At 43.0% G+C, this 21,023-nt stretch carries 17 protein-coding genes and 1 pseudogene; 14 read left to right on the top strand and 4 right to left on the bottom strand.

What is annotated here, in order from left to right:
- Positions 1–122 precede the first annotated feature (122 nt).
- A pseudogene (locus H5300_RS19095) lies at positions 123–608 on the bottom strand (lipase); the annotation flags it as partial.
- A gap of 357 nt (positions 609–965) precedes the next feature.
- Between H5300_RS19095 and H5300_RS19090 the strand changes: the two are divergent.
- The 3 genes from H5300_RS19090 (at position 966) to dcuC (ending at position 4,013) form a co-directional block, all read left to right on the top strand.
- On the top strand, positions 966–1,685 hold the full coding sequence (locus H5300_RS19090) for a winged helix-turn-helix domain-containing protein (protein ID WP_017086856.1): 720 nt from the start codon (positions 966–968) through the stop codon (positions 1,683–1,685).
- Positions 1,678–2,184: a hypothetical protein gene (locus H5300_RS19085; protein WP_004731312.1), complete on the top strand. Its 507-nt coding sequence runs from the start codon at positions 1,678–1,680 to the stop codon at positions 2,182–2,184. The genes H5300_RS19090 and H5300_RS19085 overlap by 8 nt, the downstream gene beginning before the upstream one ends.
- A 461-nt stretch (positions 2,185–2,645) precedes the next feature.
- A complete protein-coding gene (dcuC, locus tag H5300_RS19080) occupies positions 2,646–4,013 on the top strand; it encodes an anaerobic C4-dicarboxylate transporter DcuC (RefSeq protein WP_016785306.1) in 1,368 nt (455 codons plus the stop codon).
- 232 nt (positions 4,014–4,245) lie between these two features.
- On the opposite strand, the gene H5300_RS19075 is transcribed toward dcuC, so the two are convergent.
- Positions 4,246–4,878, bottom strand: coding sequence for a response regulator (locus H5300_RS19075; RefSeq protein ID WP_004731316.1), 633 nt, complete (start codon positions 4,876–4,878; stop codon positions 4,246–4,248).
- Positions 4,865–6,595 (bottom strand): nitrate/nitrite two-component system sensor histidine kinase NarQ, encoded by a 1,731-nt coding sequence (gene narQ, locus H5300_RS19070; RefSeq protein WP_102491180.1) that lies wholly within the window; start codon positions 6,593–6,595, stop codon positions 4,865–4,867. The genes H5300_RS19075 and narQ overlap by 14 nt, the downstream gene beginning before the upstream one ends.
- Positions 6,596–6,848: 253 nt before the next feature.
- Here narQ and napF point away from each other — a divergent pair, with 253 nt between their 5' ends.
- The 11 genes from napF to H5300_RS19015 all read left to right on the top strand — a co-directional run bounded on the left by napF (position 6,849) and on the right by H5300_RS19015 (position 19,465).
- Entirely contained in the window at positions 6,849–7,328 is a 480-nt protein-coding gene (napF, locus tag H5300_RS19065) for a ferredoxin-type protein NapF (protein WP_017078318.1), read from the top strand.
- A 23-nt stretch (positions 7,329–7,351) separates the two neighbouring features.
- A complete protein-coding gene (locus H5300_RS19060; RefSeq protein WP_004731320.1) occupies positions 7,352–7,657 on the top strand; it encodes a chaperone NapD in 306 nt (101 codons plus the stop codon).
- Positions 7,654–10,143 (top strand): periplasmic nitrate reductase subunit alpha, encoded by a 2,490-nt coding sequence (napA, locus tag H5300_RS19055; RefSeq protein ID WP_182796606.1) that lies wholly within the window; start codon positions 7,654–7,656, stop codon positions 10,141–10,143. The genes H5300_RS19060 and napA overlap by 4 nt, the downstream gene beginning before the upstream one ends.
- A gap of 125 nt (positions 10,144–10,268) precedes the next feature.
- Positions 10,269–10,730 carry a nitrate reductase cytochrome c-type subunit gene (locus H5300_RS19050; protein ID WP_004731324.1) on the top strand — a complete coding sequence of 154 codons (462 nt, stop codon included), beginning with the start codon at positions 10,269–10,271 and terminating at the stop codon, positions 10,728–10,730.
- A gap of 29 nt (positions 10,731–10,759) precedes the next feature.
- Positions 10,760–11,341, top strand: coding sequence for a NapC/NirT family cytochrome c (locus tag H5300_RS19045; RefSeq protein ID WP_004731326.1), 582 nt, complete (start codon positions 10,760–10,762; stop codon positions 11,339–11,341).
- Between the two features lie 11 nt (positions 11,342–11,352).
- Entirely contained in the window at positions 11,353–11,490 is a 138-nt protein-coding gene (locus H5300_RS19040; protein WP_004731329.1) for a TIGR02808 family protein, read from the top strand.
- Between the two features lie 419 nt (positions 11,491–11,909).
- Positions 11,910–13,118: a TolC family protein gene (locus H5300_RS19035; protein WP_182796607.1), complete on the top strand. Its 1,209-nt coding sequence runs from the start codon at positions 11,910–11,912 to the stop codon at positions 13,116–13,118.
- A 1-nt stretch (position 13,119) separates the two neighbouring features.
- Positions 13,120–14,346 carry an efflux RND transporter periplasmic adaptor subunit gene (locus H5300_RS19030; protein ID WP_182796605.1) on the top strand — a complete coding sequence of 409 codons (1,227 nt, stop codon included), beginning with the start codon at positions 13,120–13,122 and terminating at the stop codon, positions 14,344–14,346.
- The gene (locus tag H5300_RS19025) at positions 14,336–17,491 is read left to right on the top strand and encodes an efflux RND transporter permease subunit (RefSeq protein ID WP_182796604.1); all 3,156 of its coding nucleotides are present in this window, start codon (positions 14,336–14,338) and stop codon (positions 17,489–17,491) included. The genes H5300_RS19030 and H5300_RS19025 overlap by 11 nt, the downstream gene beginning before the upstream one ends.
- A complete protein-coding gene (locus tag H5300_RS19020; protein WP_004731337.1) occupies positions 17,481–18,167 on the top strand; it encodes a response regulator transcription factor in 687 nt (228 codons plus the stop codon). The genes H5300_RS19025 and H5300_RS19020 overlap by 11 nt, the downstream gene beginning before the upstream one ends.
- Positions 18,164–19,465: a HAMP domain-containing sensor histidine kinase gene (locus tag H5300_RS19015; RefSeq protein ID WP_017093733.1), complete on the top strand. Its 1,302-nt coding sequence runs from the start codon at positions 18,164–18,166 to the stop codon at positions 19,463–19,465. Before H5300_RS19020 ends, H5300_RS19015 begins: the two co-directional genes overlap by 4 nt.
- 161 nt (positions 19,466–19,626) lie before the next feature.
- Here the strand turns inward: H5300_RS19015 and H5300_RS19010 are convergent, their stop codons facing one another.
- Positions 19,627–20,589, bottom strand: a complete 963-nt coding sequence (locus tag H5300_RS19010; RefSeq protein ID WP_182796603.1) for a DUF2860 domain-containing protein — start codon at positions 20,587–20,589, stop codon at positions 19,627–19,629.
- Between the last annotated feature and the right edge of the window lie 434 nt (positions 20,590–21,023).

Here is a 21,023-nt window from a genome sequence, read left to right as displayed (position 1 = left end):
CACGAGTCGTATCGTGTTGGTTAATCAGCGTGATTTTTTGTTCATTGGATAGTGTTATTTTCATGTCACCTAGCATGATCCTCATTTTGGCTAAAATCAAGCACCTTCAATGATCACGGGTATAAGCCTGATTCACATTGGATTTTAATATTGGAACCATCGGCTGATATTTGAGTGCCAACTTCCTCACCTGTTACTCCATCAATTAATACAACATTCCCGGCTAAGGTTTCATTATTGAGTGGATAACGTTTGTCCGAATTAACACTTTGTAGAGGAATTAAAATCGGTTCTGCACAAAGTCCCCAACCGTCTAGGGCTGCGTATGAATTGTTGTAGTCCTGATAATAAGCATCATTGGTCGATGACATTGCGGCAGCGTCTTCACCGACACCGGATATTGTTCCATCGTCGTCATACCCATACCCATCGTTCGGTTTTGGTAGTTCATTAATGTTGTAGGGAACCAATACCGATACGGCATCTTGAGTCGAGTCTTCAGACTGACAGCCGAGTAAGGCAAGCGTAATTAGTCCACATATATATGGCTTATTGAAATCTTTCAAAACAGCTCCTTCGTAGCTTTCGCATTTAACTGGTGTGGTCATGCGATTTATCGTTATTTGAGTTGCCAATTGAGTCGGAGGTAAGCTCGACTTTTATTCGTAGAGAGCAAGGCAACACAGAGTTGGAATGACACGTTGATAAAACTACGTAAGAAATTTGAGCAGTTAACCCACACCCACTAAATCAGCGTCACCCGTTAATGATCCAATAGCTACTAACGGCAAGCACCTGAAACCGCATTAAACAACCTCAAAAAGGTATATAAGGAAATCTAATTAGGTTAATAATCAACATAAATTCAGTCACTTAAATATCAAAGACGATGAAATCAGTAAGTTTATGTTTGTTGTAAGATTTGTTATATTTAGGTTAGAACGCTTATAACAATGAGAACCCAGATGTCTGCTGAATTTATTATCAATGATGATATACAGGTCAATTTAGAAGAGAGTGAAATCCATCACTTTAAGACGGGCCGTACCTACCCAATAGGTTCTAATGAATCAGAGCTGCTTAAGTTTTTTATCTCGAGACCCAATGAGGTGATCACTCGCCAAGTTCTGATTGAACAAGTGTGGGTGTCTAAAGGTATCTACGTTGAAGATGGCAGCCTAATGCAGACCATCTCGATTTGCCGAAAAGCATTAGAAGATAAGAGCGGGATGATCATCGTCACTGAGCGCGGTAAAGGCTACCGATTTGCAGGACAAGTGACACAAGACAAAGAACGCGCGCTGAGTAAAATTCAATCACAACCCAAACAAGAAATGAAACAACCTGAAGACAACACAGCGACAGATAGCATAGCGACAGAAAATTCAACAACCGAGAAAACGGCCGCTACGAAAAAAACAAACAGTGTATTAGCACTGATTGCATTATTTGTAGTGACTGCGGGTTTATCCCATTATTTGTTTTCTTATTTAGATAGAAATAGTCTAGGCGAAGGTCTCGTGGGTCAGCATTTTATCTCTTGTAAAATCGAATCCGACGAATTCACTTTTAACGAGTTATTCAACGTCACGCTTTATGAATATAAGGGACGAAAAATCATCATCGATAATTCAGGAAAATCTCTGAGCTTTCCAGCAGGATTTAAAGGAGTGACTTGTGAATAACAAAACGAATACAGCAATTTTTGTGGTACTGCTTGGCGTATTAGTCGGCTGGCTTTCTACTTTTATTCCTAAATCACACCTTGAAGGGCATTATTTAGCAAATACAGCATCAATTATTAACCCGTCCAATAATATGATTCATAACCAGTCTTCTATTAACATCGAATTTAAGAAGAATGACAGTTATGACCTATTATACGTGTCGACCAAGCAAGTCGGTTTTACGTCATCAGGATCTTACTCTGTCACTCAACACGACATCTCACTGGATGAGAACCAACACCAGCAAATCATCCCGAATCGCGAGTTGTCGTTTTACGAAAAAGTCATGATAAGTGAAGGTTCTACACTATCGTCTGACGCCATGCCTTACATTCCATTGAATAGAGAAGAGTTTTTACTGGTGACGCGTTATGGGATGATTCATTTTTGTAAGAAGGTAGTCTGCTCTGAGCTGTCAACGTATTCAAATGACATTCCTGACGTTGATATGAACTAAACTCACTCGCTATTTTTAACCCTAATTATATTTTAGTGCTAGCTTGTGTTTTAACGCTTACTTAGGGAAATAAGTAGGCGTTAAACGTAAGTAAGCGTCAAAGCTAAGTAATCGTCAAAGCTAAGATTCTCACCTCTTTACTCCGATAAATACCCATTTCGTTACACATTTCCTTCCAAAGTACAAAAAACACTCACGATTTATAAAACAACGCATCCATATGCAACTAGAACAACCAAAGGTGATCCAAGTTATATTCTAACAAGCTACAAAATTTGTTTATTAACATCTGAATAACAGTAGTTAATCACGATTTACAACCACAATTAACATCGAAAAAAATGTTTGTCTTAGATCATATCAACCTCAACTATGCCTCGTGCCACAGTGCAGTTTTCTGTACATTCATTGTCATATTCTGAAACACTTTCTTATATTTTTTAAACTTTGTGGAGATTTCTATGTTAGAGCTCTTGATCGGATTAGTGATTACTATCGCTGTTGGTTACTTTATTGTGAAAGGCTATAAAGCGGCAGGCGTATTACTAACAGCTGGCCTTGCCCTACTTCTTATTACTGGCCTTATTGGTCACACAGTCTTACCAGCTAAGGTCGCTTCAACAGGTAACATGGTTACCGACTCACTAGAATTTGTTAAGTACATGCTTCAATACCGTGGAGGCGGCCTAGGCATGCAAATCATGCTTCTTTGTGGCTTTGCTTCTTACATGACGCACATCGGCGCAAACAACGTGGTAGTGAAACAATTCTCTAAACCGCTTGCTGCTATCAAATCTCCATACGTTCTTCTTGTTGCGGCTTACATCGTAGCGTGTCTAATGTCTCTAGCAGTAAGTTCTGCAACAGGCCTTGGTGTGCTATTGATGGCTACCCTATTCCCAATGATGACGGCAATGGGTATTTCACGCCCGGCAGCGGTTGCAGTTTGTGCGTCCCCTGCAGCAATCATTCTTTCACCAACCTCTGGTGATGTGGTTATTGCAGCTGAAAAATCAGGCATGTCTCTTGATGTGTTTGCCGTTCAAACGGTACTACCTGTTTCTATCTGTGCAATCATCGTGATGGCTGCGGCCGCTTTCTTCTGGAACAAGTATCTGGATAAGAAAGAAAACACACCAATGGAAAAAGTAGACGTTTCAGACATTGAAACAACGGCACCCGCTTTCTACGCTGCACTGCCATTCCTGCCTATCATCGGTGTATTCCTATTTAACGGCCGTACGATTCCAGGCCTTTCACTTGATATCTACACCATCGTCGTGGGCTCTATCTTCGTGGGCGCAATCATCGATTACGTTGTGAAGAAGTTCGACGGCGAAAAGACGCTAGAAGATCTAGACTCTTGCTACCAAGGCATGGCAGAAGCATTCAAAGGCGTGGTAATGCTGTTGGTTGCGGCGGGCGTATTTGCTCAAGGCCTAATGTCTATCGGTGCGATTGATAACCTAATCGGTCTTGCTGAGTCAGCTGGCGCCGGCGGCATCGCATTGATGCTTATCCTAACGGGTCTAACGGTTGCAGCGGCTATCGCGACAGGTTCTGGTAACGCACCGTTCTATGCATTCGTAGAACTGGCTCCGTCACTGGCTGCGAAAATGGGCTTGAACCCTGCGTTCCTAATCATCCCAATGCTTCAAGCATCGAACCTAGGTCGTACCATCTCGCCAGTCTCTGGTGTAATTGTCGCGACATCTGGTATGGGTAAGATCAGCCCATTTGAAGTAGTAAAACGTACTTCTGTCCCTGTAATCTGTGGTCTTATCACGGTTATCTTCGGTACGCTTGTTCTAGTACCAATGGCAGCTTAATTGTCAGTAAAATAGACATGATTATTTGGATATAAAATGCTCTAACAAAAAGGCGCTGAACTTAATAAGTTCAGCGCCTTTTTTAATGTCACGTGTTCAAAATCATTAGAGGTTATTGATGCTAAATTAAAAGTTATCACGAGAAACTATCGTTAAAAGCTCACGTTATTTGCCCCTAACATTTACAACCAACAGTACGGCTTGAAATAGTTTTATTTCAAAGGAACAAGCCCTACTTCATGTCACCATAGCGTTCTAGGTACAGAACCGTTGCTGCTGTACGTGAAGGAACTTGTAGCTTTTTCAGCAAACTCTTCATATGTACCTTAACTGTCGATTCAGAAATGAACAGATGGTCTGCGATCTGCTTGTTGCGGTAGCCTTTTGCAACTTCTTGAAGGATCTGCATTTCACGTTCAGTCAGTTGGTCGAAGATGTCATTGCGGCTCTCAGCATCATTTAAGTAACGAGATACAACACTGCTGTAGGCTTTGTCGCCATGGTGCGCTTGTTTCAGTAATTCGATGAGTTCATCGGGTTCAGTGTCTTTAAGCAAGTAACCATCAGCGCCCGCTTTTACAATTGCTTCAATATCTGCAGGGCTGTCAGAAACCGTTAGAATAACGATGTTAGCGCTTGAGCCATCAGTACGAAGTGCCTTTAACGTATCAAGGCCAGACATGCCTTTCATATTAAGATCCAAAAGGATCAAATCAGGTTCTTCTTCATGGGCAAGAGCGACCGCTTCAGTACCGTTACTTGCTTCTGCAATCACTTCGAATTCATCTTCAAAGCTCAGTAATTGGCTTATACCTCTGCGCATCAATGGATGATCATCAACCAGCATTACTTTACAAATCGTCAACTTTAACTTCCTTCAAACTTTTATATTTCAATATGACTGTACAGCCTTCACCTTGAGCCGCTTCAATCGTTAAGTCGCCATTCAGTCTTGCCGCACGCTCCTGCATAATGCTCATCCCGTAGTGGTTCATCTTCGAACTACTTGGGTCAAAGCCATCTCCATTATCCTTAATCACGACGAATACTTCACCTTCCTCATCGATACAGCATACATCTATCAAGTCGGCATTGGCGTGTTTTATTGCGTTTATTGTTGCTTCACGAATCAATTGAAGCAAGTGAACCTGACTGTGCGCATCAAGCTCAATCGATGAAAGATTATTGGTTAGGTTAATCTTCGCTTCTGTTCTTTCGCTGAGTTCTTCAAGCATGGTGCTCAAAGCCTCTCCGAAGTTGCCCTCTTTTATCGTCAACCTAAAGGTTGTGAGCAACTCTCGTAACTGAGTATAGGCATCAGCCAAACCGTTACCGATTTCCGACGCTATTTGTTCCGACTGCTCTCGGTGTTGTTGCTCTGGCAGTTTGCCAATCACACGCTTCAGCAGTGTCACTTGGATTTTCAAGTACGACAGTGATTGAGCTAGTGAATCATGCAGTTCACGTGCAATTGTTGCACGCTCTTCCATAATAATAAGCTGCTCAGCTTTTTTTTGCGCACGATTATAATAGATAGCTCGCGATAAGAGTTGGATAAAACTCTCAATCAGCGTCCTGGTTGAATGACCATGATGATATGAACAATATAAATAGCCCAAGATAAGCTCATTATCATCCAGCTTCATTTCAAATTTTTCATAATCTAAGTTCGAGTCGTACCCTTCATCCATAATCAGTGAACGACCTGAGTTGTCTACAATCTCTAGCCTTAACGATTCGATGCCTTCTAAGCTCACAAGGTGTTGGAGGATTGCTCGGAAATTCTCTGGGGCGATACGTGTTACGGTCAGCTCTTGTGAAGAGTGATACAACGCCTGGAGTGATTGGTTAGCATTTTGTAGCTCTATTGTCTTAGCATCCACAACGTCTTCAAGGTTTCGATAGAGCGCACCCAAGTCTTTCGCCATTGAGTTAAATGTCTTGGTCAAAATACCCAGTTCGTTGTTATTGGTGACCTTCAACTCGACTTCAAAATCACTGTTTTTGATTCGCTGACTGGCGCCAACGAGTGCATGTAACGGCTTAACAACTTGTTTACGGACAAAGTGAACAACAAAAAGAGATATGACCAGAATTCCACCTAAGCCAATACCACCAGCCCACGCCAACTTTATCAACTTATCTTCAGAGAACTCTTGCAGCTTAAAAACGAAGCCATCAATTTCAGTAACGAAGTTTTCAACTAATACGAGATAGTGCTTTCGATCTTCACTGCTTAATACCTGTTTAAGCTCGTGCCAACGACCAATAATTAAATAGTAATCTTCGGTGATGTCTGTAGGAACTTCCCAACTGACCAAGTTGGCCATTGAAGGGGAATAAAGAGAACTTTCGAATTCACGAATATGAGAATCATAATCAACTGATTCTATTTGAATATCATGCGCTAAACGATAGCTTTGCATACGCATTGAGCCGGCCACGTTAACCGCCTCTGCGTCGTTGAGACTTGACGCCAATGTAAAGATAGCAAAACCAGTAGTGGCAACCGAAAGGAGCAGTATGGACAGCAATGATTTAGCTATTGTACTCGTTACAGATGAAACTGGTTTAATAAGCAAAATCAAAATCCTGAAGGTATATAAGTGGCTGTCCGAAACCTATTGTCACACATCAAAAAACAGAGCTCCATTCAATATGTGACCAAACGCTTCGTAATTTATTGATCTAAGACAATATAGGATCCTATTTAGCCCTTAAGGGGTATTTATACAAATATTTCTAAAACTACACTACTTGTGAGGATAAATGACAAGATATTAACAAAACAATGATCTACAATTACAACATCTTAGCAACATTAGTAGGCATTTAGTGGTAGACCTATCGAGACGACGCCTATTTTCTAGGCGAAAAGTAGATTCAAGCCAGATTCGATTGCCTTGGATTAACAGCCTAGAAAGCTTTACAGATGACTGCACTCGTTGCGGTAAATGTATCGAAAATTGTGAGACTAAGATAATCATTGTAGGCGATGGTGGTTTTCCTACTGTCGACTATTCAAAAGACGAATGCACTTTTTGTTATCAATGTGCTGACGTTTGTCCTGAACCAATTTTTAAACCCAAGGAAGAAACACCTTGGCAAGCAAAAGCAAGTATCTCTGATAAATGCTTAGCGCAACAAAATGTTGAATGCCGAAGCTGTGGTGACATGTGTGAACCTATGGCCATTCAATTTCAACTTAGAGCAGGCAGTGTTGCTCTACCAAAAATCGAGTTAGATGAGTGTAACGGTTGTGGAGCCTGCGTAGCAGTTTGCCCTACTTCAGCTATTCTTGTGAGTAATGCATAAAACAAAAATAACGAGAGCAATTTATGGCACTAAATGAAGTGCATATATCAAGTTTAGTCGTGCATGTGAGCCCAGAGCATCTAGACGAGATCAAAGCACAAATCGAGAAATTCGATAACGCAGAGATTTACGGCAGCAGCCCTGAAGGCAAAATCATAGTAGTCCTAGAAACCGAAAACCAAGGTTTTGTAACGGACACCATCGAAGAAATTAATAATATTACGAACGTTTTAGGCACAGCTTTGGTTTATCACCAAATCGAAACTGAGCTCGACGAAACGGATTTAGAAACTGGAAGCAACAATTCTCAACTTGAGGGTGAAGTATGAAAATGACAAGACGCGCGTTTGTGAAAGCAAACGCAGCTGCATCAGCGGCAGCCGTTGCAGGTGTAACTCTGCCAGCAACAGCAACCAACCTGATTGCTAGCTCTGATCAAACAAAAATCACGTGGGATAAAGCGCCTTGTCGTTTTTGTGGTACGGGCTGTTCGGTACTAGTTGGTACTCAAAACGGTAAAGTGGTTGCGACTCAAGGCGACCCAGAAGCACCTGTAAACAAAGGCCTTAACTGTATTAAAGGCTACTTCCTTTCAAAAATCATGTACGGTAAAGATCGTCTTGAACAGCCTCTTCTTCGTATGAAAGACGGCGAGTTCCACAAAGATGGTGATTTTACACCAGTATCTTGGGACCAAGCTTTCGACGTAATGGCTGAGAAATGGAAAGCGGCTCTGAAAAAGAACGGTCCAACAGGTGTTGGTATGTTCGGTTCAGGCCAGTGGACTGTAATGGAAGGCTACGCAGCAGTTAAGCTGATGAAAGCCGGTTTCCGTTCAAACAACATCGATCCAAACGCTCGTCACTGTATGGCTTCTGCGGTAGGCGCATTCATGCGTACCTTCGGTATCGATGAGCCAATGGGCTGTTACGATGATTTTGAACACGCAGACGCATTCGTTCTGTGGGGTTCAAACATGGCAGAAATGCACCCAGTACTATGGACTCGTATTACAGACCGTCGTCTAAGCCACCCACACGTTAAAGTAAACGTACTGTCTACTTACTACCACCGTTCTTTTGAGCTTGCAGACACGGGTTACATCTTCGAACCTCAATCAGATCTAGCGATTGCTAACTTCATTGCTAACTACATCATTCAAAACGATGCCGTTAACTGGGATTTCGTGAACAAACACACGAACTTCAAACAAGCAACGACAGACATCGGCTATGGCCTTCGTGACGACGCTCCACTACAGCAAGCCGCTGCGAACCCTAACTCAGGCAAAATGACTGATATCAGCTTCGAGAACTACAAAGCTTCTGTTGCTGAATACACCGTTGAGAAAGCGTCTGAAATGTCAGGTGTATCTCAAGATGACCTTATTAAGCTGGCTAAGCAATACGCGGATCCAAACATCAAAGTAATGTCACTTTGGACTATGGGTATGAACCAACATACTCGTGGTGTATGGATGAACAGCCTTGTGTACAACATCCACCTTCTAACAGGTAAGATTTCTACTCCAGGTAACAGCCCATTCTCACTAACTGGCCAACCATCTGCGTGTGGTACAGCTCGTGAAGTTGGTACGTTCTCTCACCGTCTACCGGCAGATATGGTGGTTGCTAACCCTAAACACCGTAAGATTGCAGAAGACATCTGGAAACTTCCAGAAGGCACTATCCCTGCTAAACCGGGTGCTCACGCTGTTGTTCAAGACCGTATGCTTAAAGACGGTAAGATCAATGCGTACTGGGTAATGTGTAACAACAACATGCAAGCTGGTCCAAACATCAACACTGAACGTCTGCCAGGTTACCGCAACCCAGACAACTTCATTGTATGTTCTGACCCTTACCCAACGGCAACAGCTCAAGCGGCTGACCTTATCCTTCCAACAGCAATGTGGATTGAAAAAGAAGGTGCTTACGGTAACGCTGAACGTCGTACACAAGCATGGTACCAACAAGTTAAAACGGTTGGTGAAGCTAAGTCTGACCTATGGCAAATTATGGAATTCTCTAAGCGCTTCACTATTGAAGAAGTTTGGGGCGAAGAGCTGGTTGCGAAAATGCCTGAGTACCGTGGCAAAACCATGTACGACGTGCTTTACAAAAACGGCAACGTTGATGCATTCCCACTGTCTGAAGCTCAAGAGCTTAACGACGATGCACAAGCTCAAGGTTTCTACGTTCAAAAAGGTCTATTCGAAGAATACGCAGCCTTTGGTCGCGGCCACGGTCACGATTTAGCACCATACGATCGCTACCACCAAGTTCGTGGTCTACGTTGGCCTGTTGTTGACGGTAAAGAAACACTATGGCGCTTTAAAGAAGGTTCAGATCCATACGCTAAGAAAGGTTCTGATTGGGACTTCTACGGCAAGCCAGATGGTAAAGCACTGATCATCAACGCTCCATACGAAGCGCCACCAGAAGTACCAAACGATGAATACGATATGTGGCTATGTACTGGTCGTGTTCTTGAGCATTGGCACACAGGTACTATGACTCGTCGTGTACCAGAACTTTATAAAGCAGTACCGGATGCACTTTGTTACATCCACCCTGCAGATGCAAAATCTCGCGGCCTTCGCCGTGGTGATGAAGTTCTTATCGAAAACAAACGTGGTGAAGTTCGAGTCCGTGTTGAAACTCGTGGCCGTAACCGTCCGCCACAAGGCTTGGTATTCGTACCATTCTTTGATGCAAGAATTCTGATCAATAAGTTGATCTTGGATGCAACAGATCCTCTGTCTAAGCAGACGGATTATAAGAAGTGTCCAGTTAAGATCACTAAGGTTTCTTAAGCGCCAATTGCTTTTAGAACCTAGATACAAGATCTAACGTATTTAATATTGCGACTACTTTTTTCATCACTTTTTGAAAAAAGTAGTCCACTCAAAGAATTAGCCTTTAGGCGGAGAAATTAACCATGAAAAAACTGATTACTGCCCTACTATCAGCTGGTCTTTTGCTAGCTGGTGCAGTTCAAGCTCAAGCTGAGCTGGATAACCCAGGCGGCATTGGTGGCGTAGAATCTCTACGTGGTGCAAGTGAACTTGAAGCTACTCGCGCAGCAGATGACTTCAAAAAGTTCCCTCGTGACCAAGTACTTGAGAGTGACTACGTATACCAACCACCTCTAGTGCCTCATACTATTCGTAGCTATGAAGTTTCTCTTAACGCTAACAAGTGTCTTTCTTGCCACAGCTGGAAAAACGCAAAAGAAATGGGTGCGACTAAAGTAAGTGTAACTCACTACATGAACCGTGAAGATGCGGTACTTGCAGACGTATCACCTCGTCGTTATTTCTGTCTACAGTGTCACGTACCTCAAGCTAATGCTAAGCCACTAGTTGAGAACGAGTTCAAACCTGTAGATTCACTGCGTTAATCGTAGCCAGACGGTAAGAGAGGCTATATATGATAAAATTACTTAAAGCGTTTTGGAAAAGACTCGCGACACCAAGTAAAGCAGCGGTAGGCGTTGTACTTTTCTTGGGATTCGCAGGCGGTCTTTTGTTCTGGGGTGCATTTAACACAGGTATGCAAGCAACCAACACGGAAGAGTTCTGTTCTGGTTGTCATGCGCCTATTGTTGCTGAAATCCAAGAAACAATTCACTACTCTAACCGCTCAGGCGTTCGTGCTATCTGTTCAGATTGTCACGTACCTCACGAGTGGACAGATAAAATTGTTCGTAAGGTTCAGGCATCTAAAGAGTTGTACGCGCACTTTATTGCAAAAACCATCAACACTGAAGAGAAATTCAAAGCACGTCGTGCCCACCTTGCTGAACGTGAGTGGAAACGTATGAAAGGCAATGACTCACTTGAGTGTCGTAACTGTCACCAGTTCGATTACATGGACTTCTCAGAGCAGAGCCCTCGTAGTGCGAAACAACACTCAACTGCGCTAGCTTCTGGTGAAAAAACGTGTGTAGATTGCCACAAAGGTATCGCACATAAACTACCAGACATGCACGGCGTTGAAGGCTGGCAATAAGGAGCGATTGAATGAGTACTTTAGAAAGCGTAATTTGGCACATCCTAGGTTACAGCGCTATGCCAGTTATCATTCTTGGTGGCTTTGCAGGTGTTGCAGCCGTATCTCTTTGGCTTTTATCTATGACTAAAGACAAAGAAATCGATTAGAAATCGAAATTGCTTCAACTTAGGCCAATTATCTTTGGGATGAGTTGATACTAAAAAGCCACTGAATTCAGTGGCTTTTTTATTGTCTAAAAATCTTCGACAAGCCCTTTGCCACCCAAACACGAGCATTATTCTGACGCAGTTAAACAAATCTATTCTCCCCATATAATCACTCCCAAGCAGTAACCGGACTTTCATTTCACCTCCAATTTACTCGCTGTTAGGTATATCTATAGATAAATACCTTAGAGTAAGACAGCATGAACACACACCGCCCTCTATCCGCGTTATTACTACTGGGTAGTCTGACCTATCTCACGGGTTGCGCTTCTCTATCACCAACGCCGCAAGCCAGTTTGAACAATACAACCCAGATTCCCGAGCAATGGGAAAGCTCTCAACGATACGTAAACACTACGATGTCGACACAATTGCTCTCGCTGTTCAACAATCAAGCTCTCGCCGAGTTGGTCAAAGAGGCTCTAAGCAATAACCACGACCTACATAAAACCGCGCTTCGATTACAACAAGCAGAACTATTAGCCAAGCAAAGCGACCAGTACCTTCAACCGACACTAAGTGCAGGTTTCCAGGCTTCTAGACAAAAAACGAATCAGATTGAGAACAATCACAAACTTTCTCTAGATCTAAGCTGGGAATTTGACGTTTGGGGGCGCTTAGCCGATGCAGCAAGCGCTGCTAATGCGAAACAACAGGCAACGCAACTCGATTATGTTTACGCACAAAACTCACTTGCAGCTCGCGTAATAGAGGCTTGGCTTGATATCGCTTACAGAGCAAGAGTGATAGGGGTCGAGCAACGCTGGCTACAAAGTCTTTCAAACACTGAAAATATTGTACTAGAACAAGTGCTCGATGGGTTTAAAGAACAAGCAGACCTCGACACTGCTCGTGCTGCAACATCCAGAGTAAGAGCGAGTTTAGCGGCTAAAGAACAAGATCAACTTATCGCAATCAGAGGGTTTAATACCTTGCGAGGTAAGAGCGACACCCAGCTTAACCGAATGATTTTCACGATCCCAGAAGTTGAAGCTCCGCCATTACGTCTTCCCGGAGAAATGATTGGATCTCGTCCTGACCTCCTTGCCGCTTATCAGCAAGTGCTCGCCGCCGACAAAAGCGCGGCAGTTGCTTACAAAGATCTACTGCCTAAATTCACGCTGTCTGCCTCTGTTTATCGTAGCGGTTCAACACCAAACCAGCTTATCGACAATCCTTCCCTGTGGAATCTCGTTGGGGGGATCAGCGCACCTCTTCTTGACCAATCATCACTACAAACCCAAGCAAAAATAGCTCAGCTTCAAGCAGAAGAGAGCTTTGTTGATTACCAAAAGAAACTATTGGTTGCCATCAATGAGGTAGGAAATGCACTAGACAAAGAGTTCTACCTCAAACAACAAGAACAGCATTATCGAGATGCTTTTACATTCTCCAAGGCTAGTATGAAAAACTATCAAAACCTTTACCAGGAAGGAGCCAGTGACGTTTTGGCACTGCTTATCGCCCAACAATCTATTTACCAATCTAAAATCCAGTTGCTTAATACTCAGCGTACTCGGCTCTCAAACAGAATTACCTTAGGGTTAGCATTAGGAATGGGGGTTTAAAATGAAACAGATACTTGTTACGGCTTTGGGCTTGCTCAGTATCATTGCCACCGCGATGTACATCATGAAGTCAATCCCCGAAGAAACAACGTTAGCGCTGGAAGCTCAGCCTCGACAATATATCAAAGTCACAACAGTCGACATTGCTGCCGGGCAACACCGCTCTACCATTGAAGGTTACGGGCAGGTAATTCCAGAAGAAACTTTAACGCTCACGAGCCAGGTTTCAGGAGTGATTCTTTCGAAAGCAAAAAAATTTAAACTAGGAGAACAAATCTCTAAAGGTGATCTGCTATTTCACATTGACGATTCCAGTTACCAAGTACTGCTGGCTAACGCAGAAAAGGATCTAGCTAACGCACAACTTTCATTTTTCCAAGAACAACGCAAACATCAACGTGCTCAAAAAGAATGGAAAACTTCAGGTATAGAAGAGGCACCGAGTCCCCTCGCTTTGCGAGAACCTCAGTTTAAAGCAGCAAAGGCACGATTAAACGCCGCACTAAAAACGGTTGAAGATGCTAAACAACAACTAAGCAACACGAATATCCATGCTCCTTTTGATGCCATTGTCAGCCAAAGCAACGTCACCACAGGTGGTGTTGTTGCATCCGGAACCTCGTTGGGACAGATCAAATCCATAGAAACGGCTGAAGTACATCTTCAGCTTACGGAACGGGACTGGCAACAGCTCCCCTCCGATTTGAGTGCAATGTCGGTGACAATTCAGTCAGCATCTGATTTAGATTCAGGGCAACAATGGGCAGCACGGGCGAGTCACCTTTCACTGCTCGTGGAACAATCAACACGTATGCGTAACCTCATATTAAAAATAGACTCCCCTCTTCAACAGCCAGAGCCTTTGCTGATCGGGAGCTTTGTTAAAGTTGTCATTCAAGGTAAGAGCTACTCAGATAGTTTTGTAGTTTCATCCTCTTCCATTACTGCAGACAGCAATATTTGGTACGTCAAAGAAGGTCAACTTCATCGTCACAAGACTCAATCACTGTTTCAAGATATCGATGCGATTGGTTTTGAACAGGGCAACCTAAATCAACACATCACTTTGGTTGTAAAGCCGTTGTCCAGCTACGTGGAGGAAATGCAAGTACTAGCACTCTCGGATAGCCCTCAGACAGACGACACGGACAAACTCGCATTAAATCGGAGCCTCCCGACTCCTGCCTCTGGGGCTAAATCACTTAAAGAGGTGAATGATGGACAATAACCTAAAAACTCATGGCGTTATCGCATGGTTTGTTCACAACCCTGTTGCCGCAAATCTTTTAATGGTTTTGATCATAGTCGCTGGTGGTTTTTCGGTTATCCAATCACGGGTAGAAAGCTTCCCCTCGCTCCCCCCAACCAATATTACGGTAAGCGTCGAATATCAAAGTGGCTCAGCTCGCTCGGCTGAAGAAAGCATTGCGATAAAAATAGAAGATTCATTGTTAGGTGTAGAAGGCATCAAACAGATACACAGCAGTTCAAATAGTGACGGTGCCACGGTAACCATCACTAAGTCGAGTGGCTATTCACTCGACAAACTGCAACAAGATGTAAAAAGTGCGGTTGATGCTATTGGCGATTTACCTAGTGAAGCAAAAAAACCAGTGATCACACGTCAAGCCGACCTTGAAGAGGTAGTTTCAATTAACCTGTTTGGTGACGTGCCTATCGGTGCATTACAGCGTTATTTAGACGAGTTACGACACAAGCTCCTAAACTCTCCTTTGATACAAAAGGTTGATTACATTGGCCGAAAATCTCAGCAGGTCTCGATTGAAATTGACGAGGCAAAATTGCAAGCTTTCAGTCTCACGATGGAGCAAATCGTCAGCCAAATTAGAGCAGAATCATTAACCCAAACGGCCGGTCAGCTCAAAGGTTCTCAAGGGACGTTAGTTCTTAAAGCGGACCAGCAACACCGAAGTGCGAAAGAGTTCGCTTCGCTGCCAGTTAAACGCACAGCAACAGGGCAAACCATACTCTTGTCCGACGTTGCGCATATTGAATTAGGATTTGACGGCGACGGCATCATTACTCGTTATAACGGCCATCCATCAGTAGGCTTAACGGTGAAAATGTATGGTCAATCAAACATCAACCAGCTAGCCCAAAAGACCAAATCCATCGTTGATGCTTACCAATTGACACTGCCGAACGGTATCCACCTAACCCAATGGAATGACCAAAGTGAGCCGATTAAGAACCGTTTATCTTTGCTACTTAAGAACAGTGCTCAAGGTATCGCTCTCGTTGTTATTTTACTGGCTTTACTCTTAAACATACGTGTGGCTTTCTGGGTTGCCGTTGGCCTACCTGTTACATTTGCTGGTGCAATGGTTCTTATGGGGGATTCTTTCTTTGGGCTCACCCTTAATGAATTAACCACCTTTGGCTTCATCATGGCACTCGGTATTGTCGTTGATGATGCCGTCGTCATTGGTGAAAGCATTTACGAACAAAGAGAGAAACACGGAGCTTCCGTTGAATCGACCATCGCTGGCGCGCAAAAAGTGGCAACACCAACCACCTTTGGTGTGTTAACGACCATCGTTGCTTTTATGTCTCTCAGCTTAGTTGAAGGAGAACTCGGTAAGATCTTTGCGCAATTTGCCATGGCTGCAACTTTCTGTCTGATTTTCTCACTCATTGAGTCCAAATTAATCCTCCCTGCTCACCTTGCCCGAGTCAGAATGGAACCGACTTCAGCGCGTGGTATTCCTGCCGTATGGCACTATATTCAACAGCGTGTTCTGCGTGGTTTCAAATACATCACTTGGCATCTCTACAAACCCTGTTTGCAGCTGGTCTTACGTTATCGTTATGCCGTAATTGGTCTCTTTGTCTCTCTGTGTATCCTAATTGGCGGATCACTAATAACAGGCAAGCTTAAGTCGGTATTCTTCCCAGAGATTTCTAATAACTTCATCACTATCGAGCTCGCCTTTGAAGATGACGCTGGTTACGGATTAGTACAACGTGAAACACTTAAAGTTGAACAAATGGCTGCATCATTGAATGATTCACTAATGAGCGAATATGCGCTGTCTGTGCCTCCAATCCAAAGTGTATTGGTTGAAACCACCAATAACAGTTCGCAAATCATTGTTGGCCTTTCGAGCAACACTCAACGCCCAATCAGCGCGGGTGCTATCGCTAAAGAATGGCAATCCATGGTCCCAACACTTGAAGGCATAGACAGCGCCAATTTCTTAGCCGATATGATCAGCGATAAAGCAATAAGCATAGAATTAAGAAGTCAAAATCAAGCAACGATCAGCAACGCAACTCGCGAACTGACTGATCATCTCAGTAATGTACAAGGTGTGCATGGAATAAAAAGTAGCCTCGCGAATACACAAGCCCAAGTTGATATTAAAGTTAACGAAATGGGGTTAACGATGGGGCTTACTACATCGAACCTCTTACAACAACTCAACATGGCCTATCAAGGTTATGAAGTGCAGCAATTTCAAGAAGGGTCGCATGAAATAAAGGTCAAAATTCAGTACCCTCAGGCAAAAAGACAAACACTGGATAATCTCAAATACGCACGAATTCGCTTGAGCAATGGTAAGTTAGTACCACTCAATGCGGTAGCCAATATATCGACTCGATATGTGTCCAAAAATATTGAACGCATGAATCGTAACAGAGTCAATGTGATAACAGCTGATGTTGATAAAACTGCCGCCTCTCCAGAAGAGATCATTGATAAGCTAGATAGCGACCTGTTTAAAAGCTTACAGAATAAGTATCGTGACCTAAACATTGTCCTTTCTGGGCAGCAACAAGAGCAGGAACAAATATCAAATTCACTGTATAGCGTGTTTGCTATCGCTCTTATCGGCATCTACGCATTGCTTGCAATACCACTCAACTCATATTTCCAGCCACTGCTGATCATGTGCACAATCCCATTTGGTATTGTGGGCGCCTTGATGGGACACTTAATCCAAGGGATACCCATCAGTATACTTTCTCTGTTTGGAATGCTTGCATTAACCGGGGTCGTCGTGAATGATAGCCTCTTACTTATCTCACGCTTTAATACCAAGATAATGAGCGGTGATACCGTATACGAGGCGTTAATTGAATCAGGAACAGGACGCTTAAGGGCTATTGTGCTGACTTCTGCAACCACGTATTTTGGCTTAGTGCCCTTACTGTCAGAAACCTCTCCTCAAGCTCAGTTTTTAATACCAGCAGCTACGTCAATGGGGTATGGAATCTTATTCGCAACGGTAATAACACTTCTTTTGGTACCCGTATTGCTAATGGTTCAGCAAGATATCAAGCAACTGTATCACAACATAATTACCCAACGATCCGCTTCTTTTACTGGGGTTAAGAAAAATGAAATCTAACTTATCTATCAACGTGTTATTAGTTGAAGATGACAAGGAACTCGCCGCTTCAGTTGCAGAGTTTCTCGAATTTGAAAACATCAAATGCGATCATGCTTACAACGGGTTAAGCGGTTTTACACTCGCAAAACAAAACTACTATGACGTTATTCTCCTTGACCTAATGTTACCCAAAATAGATGGTTTTACTGTCTGTGAAAGACTTCGAGACGACGGTGACGATACGCCTATTTTGATGCTGACAGCAAAAGATACGCTGCAAGACAAAGAAGCTGGCTTCAATGCTGGCACCGATGACTACTTAATCAAGCCATTTGCAATGAAAGAGCTCGCCTTACGTATCAAGGCGCTCTCTAAGCGAAGAAGTAGCCAACAAAAAAGATTAGTACGAGGTGACCTAGTTTACGACTTACAAAACCAGCAAGTATCAAGATCAGATCAAATCTTAGAGTTAAATCGACTCAATCGAATGCTTTTAGAACTCCTCATGCGCCGAAGTCCACAAGTAGTGAGTCGCAGCGAGATAGAAGAGTGTTTATGGCCAAATGACGCACCAGAAAGTAACAACATCAAAGTGCAGGTTTATCAACTGAGACAAAAAATCGATAAACCATTTGAATCCAATTTAATTGAAACCGTCGTTGGTCAAGGTCTGAGGATAAAAGAGCAACCATGAGCATCAAAAAGAGCTTCCCAATACGGGGGCACCTAACCACCTTTTTCTTAGGCTTATCACTTCTGACAGCCTTACTATTCGGAGAGCTCTTAATCCGTCACTTTGAATATGGAATAGAAGATTCAGTAAAGATGCGACTCGCCAGTGAATGGTTGAGCTTTAACGAAGTGCGTCTTATAAATCCAGAGGCCAAACTGCCTAAATCCTACGTGGTGTCATTTTATTATGACCAATTGCCAGGTATAAAGATCGATGGCAAAGATGTACTTCGGGATGTGACATTGACAAACAATGAATTCACAGTCGTCTTCGTTGATGAAACCGTCACCAACGATATCAAGAAAGAAGCGGTCATTGGTGTCTATCGTTTTACTCTCGAAAACGGTCGTTCGGTATTTGGCGTTGCTCGGTACGACTACCGCCTGATCGGCGACACAATAGACGTGTGGTTCGATCATCGCTTCAATCTGATTATCTACATAGCTCTTGGCTATATCTTTTTTATTGTATTGGCACTTTGGCTCTACAGTTATCAAGTAGGGAAAAAAACCGAACAACTCGTCGAATGGTCAGAAAGTGCGTCCAACGACCTATTGACGAACCCCGCTCCCAACTTTAAATTTAGTGAATACAATCGCGTTGCGCTTTATCTCGAAAAGGCACTAAGTAAGAATGCGCACTTGGTAGAAAGAGAACAACGTTTCCTTTCTCATGCTAGTCACGAATTGAGAACGCCTATTGCAATCATACGAGCAAATATGGAGATTTTAGAGCGCATCTCCCTCCCCTCAGATTTACAGCGCCCGATCAATCGTATCGACCGCGCGAGCAGCAACATGCAGCAAATTACCGAAACCATGCTCTGGTTGGTCCGAAAGAGTGAAACCCCACCGAATCAGAACTCAGTGTCTATAGCCGCTTTGTTGGATAATTTAATAGAAGAGTTGGAATACTTAATTCAAGGTGAAGAGATCGACATAATTCGTGATTACGCTCATGCCCCAACGATTAAACTCCCAGAGACTCCAATCAAAATTGTAGTTGGCAATCTAATTCGTAACGCCTTCCAATACACACATAGCGGCACGATCCGTGTCTATTTCGAGAAAAACAGCATAGTGATCAAAAACATTAATACACAAGAACTTGATCTGCCATTTCAAGATAGCTTTGGCCTCGGGCAAGATTTAACCGAAAAAATATGTAAGAAGTTAGGGTGGTACCTTGAAGCACAGGAAATAGAGGGGGGCTTGCTGGCTAGACTTCACTTGCCGATTACGCCTAATACCAATGCCTAGCTGTATGTTTAATTGAGTGGCCAAGCTTCAACCTAAGCAAAGAATTCCTGTCTGCGTTAGCTAAATTTGAAGCATTGTTAATCAGATTCAGCCAGCAAATACGAGAAAGGGCTAGCAAACATGCTAGCCCTTTGAATAATCGAGAATCGGTAGTCAATAACTTAGAAGTGGTAGCTCGCACCAACGCCCATAAAATACCCGCTGGTGTCATAAAATGCGATATTCGAATTGTTATTAGAATAACCAGCTAGCGCGTTGAAACCCCAGTTTTCCCAACCCATAAAGTCCATATATTCATAGCCGAGCGTTAAGCTATATTCATTATCTTCACGTATTTTCTTAAAAACAGGGTTAGACGCATCATATGAGCTATAACTGTAATCCGCGTTCACCGAAAATGCATGGTCGTTAACTCTCTTTAGGTAAGTCAACGAGCCAGAATAACGAGAGAAGGAAACCGCATCACCATCTGCAAGGTGTTTTTGATAAGAGAAAGAGGGCTCGATGAAAGAGGTTTCAGTAATTGACATTCCCATAGAGAGACTTGCATAATAACCTTTAGCGTCACGCTGAAGCACTTTAGTTGGTACCCCTAGGTAAAAGCCTGATTTCTCATTTTTAATATCTTGCTTGTAGACAGCAAAGTCGCCAGCTAGACCGATATCTAAGAAATTATCTAGTTGTAAACGGAAGGTATCGCCGGAAATATCTGTTTTGGTCCTTGCTGTATTGGCTATAAACGGGTCTTCCCATACTTCACCATTTGCAATAGTCGGAAGGTAAGAGAACGACATGCTCGATTCGTTGCCGTATTCCAATGTGTAACCAAATTCAAGAGCAAAAATGCCTTCGATGATATCGCCACGCGATGTACCCATAAACACCTGTTGGTCGTTATCTGCACCAAAGGTATAACGTAGCTGCCCTAATGGCACAGCAAGTGCGCTCGATTCCGAATCTCCCTTACTGTTCAAACTGCCTTTTTTAACAGAGTCTGAGTCATCTGTTTCACTACCAAATCCGACCAAAAGCCCAACTTCTCCTCCCCAACCTGGTTTATCAAGCTCAGCCAATACATTTGCACTAAACAAAATCCCTATAGGCAATAACATGCGGTAATTCATCGCAACTTCTCCTTATGAAAGTTGCCAATAGTTTGCCGACATGAAGGTAAATACAGGGTGAATAGAAGTGGTATGTTTAGCTTAAATATACAGATAAAATATATAATTCAACCAATCTAAGAACCTTAGCTTTGGTTTTAAAAAATGTGGGATTATGTAATTTACCGATAAGTTACAATGAATAGAATAATTCGGAGAAGAACGGTTGATGCCCCGGCGGCAACCGAGCATTAACCATTAACGTACTGTAAGCTAGGCTTGGCTCTCAAGCACATGTTTTACATAGTGACCCGGCGCTTTGTCAATCACTAAGGGCGGGATCGAACTTTATTCATTGAAAATAAAGGATTTATTTTACAGGGAACTTTTTTAGATAATCACGATCTGATCATGAAGTAAAAAAACATGAGAAATTCGCACATGATTATCATTGA

The sequence above is a fragment of the Vibrio sp. SG41-7 genome (genome assembly GCF_014164465.1).
GTDB lineage: Bacteria > Pseudomonadota > Gammaproteobacteria > Enterobacterales > Vibrionaceae > Vibrio > Vibrio splendidus.
The sequence above is the reverse complement of the archived record's forward strand: the minus strand, read 5'-3'. Positions and strand labels throughout refer to the sequence as shown.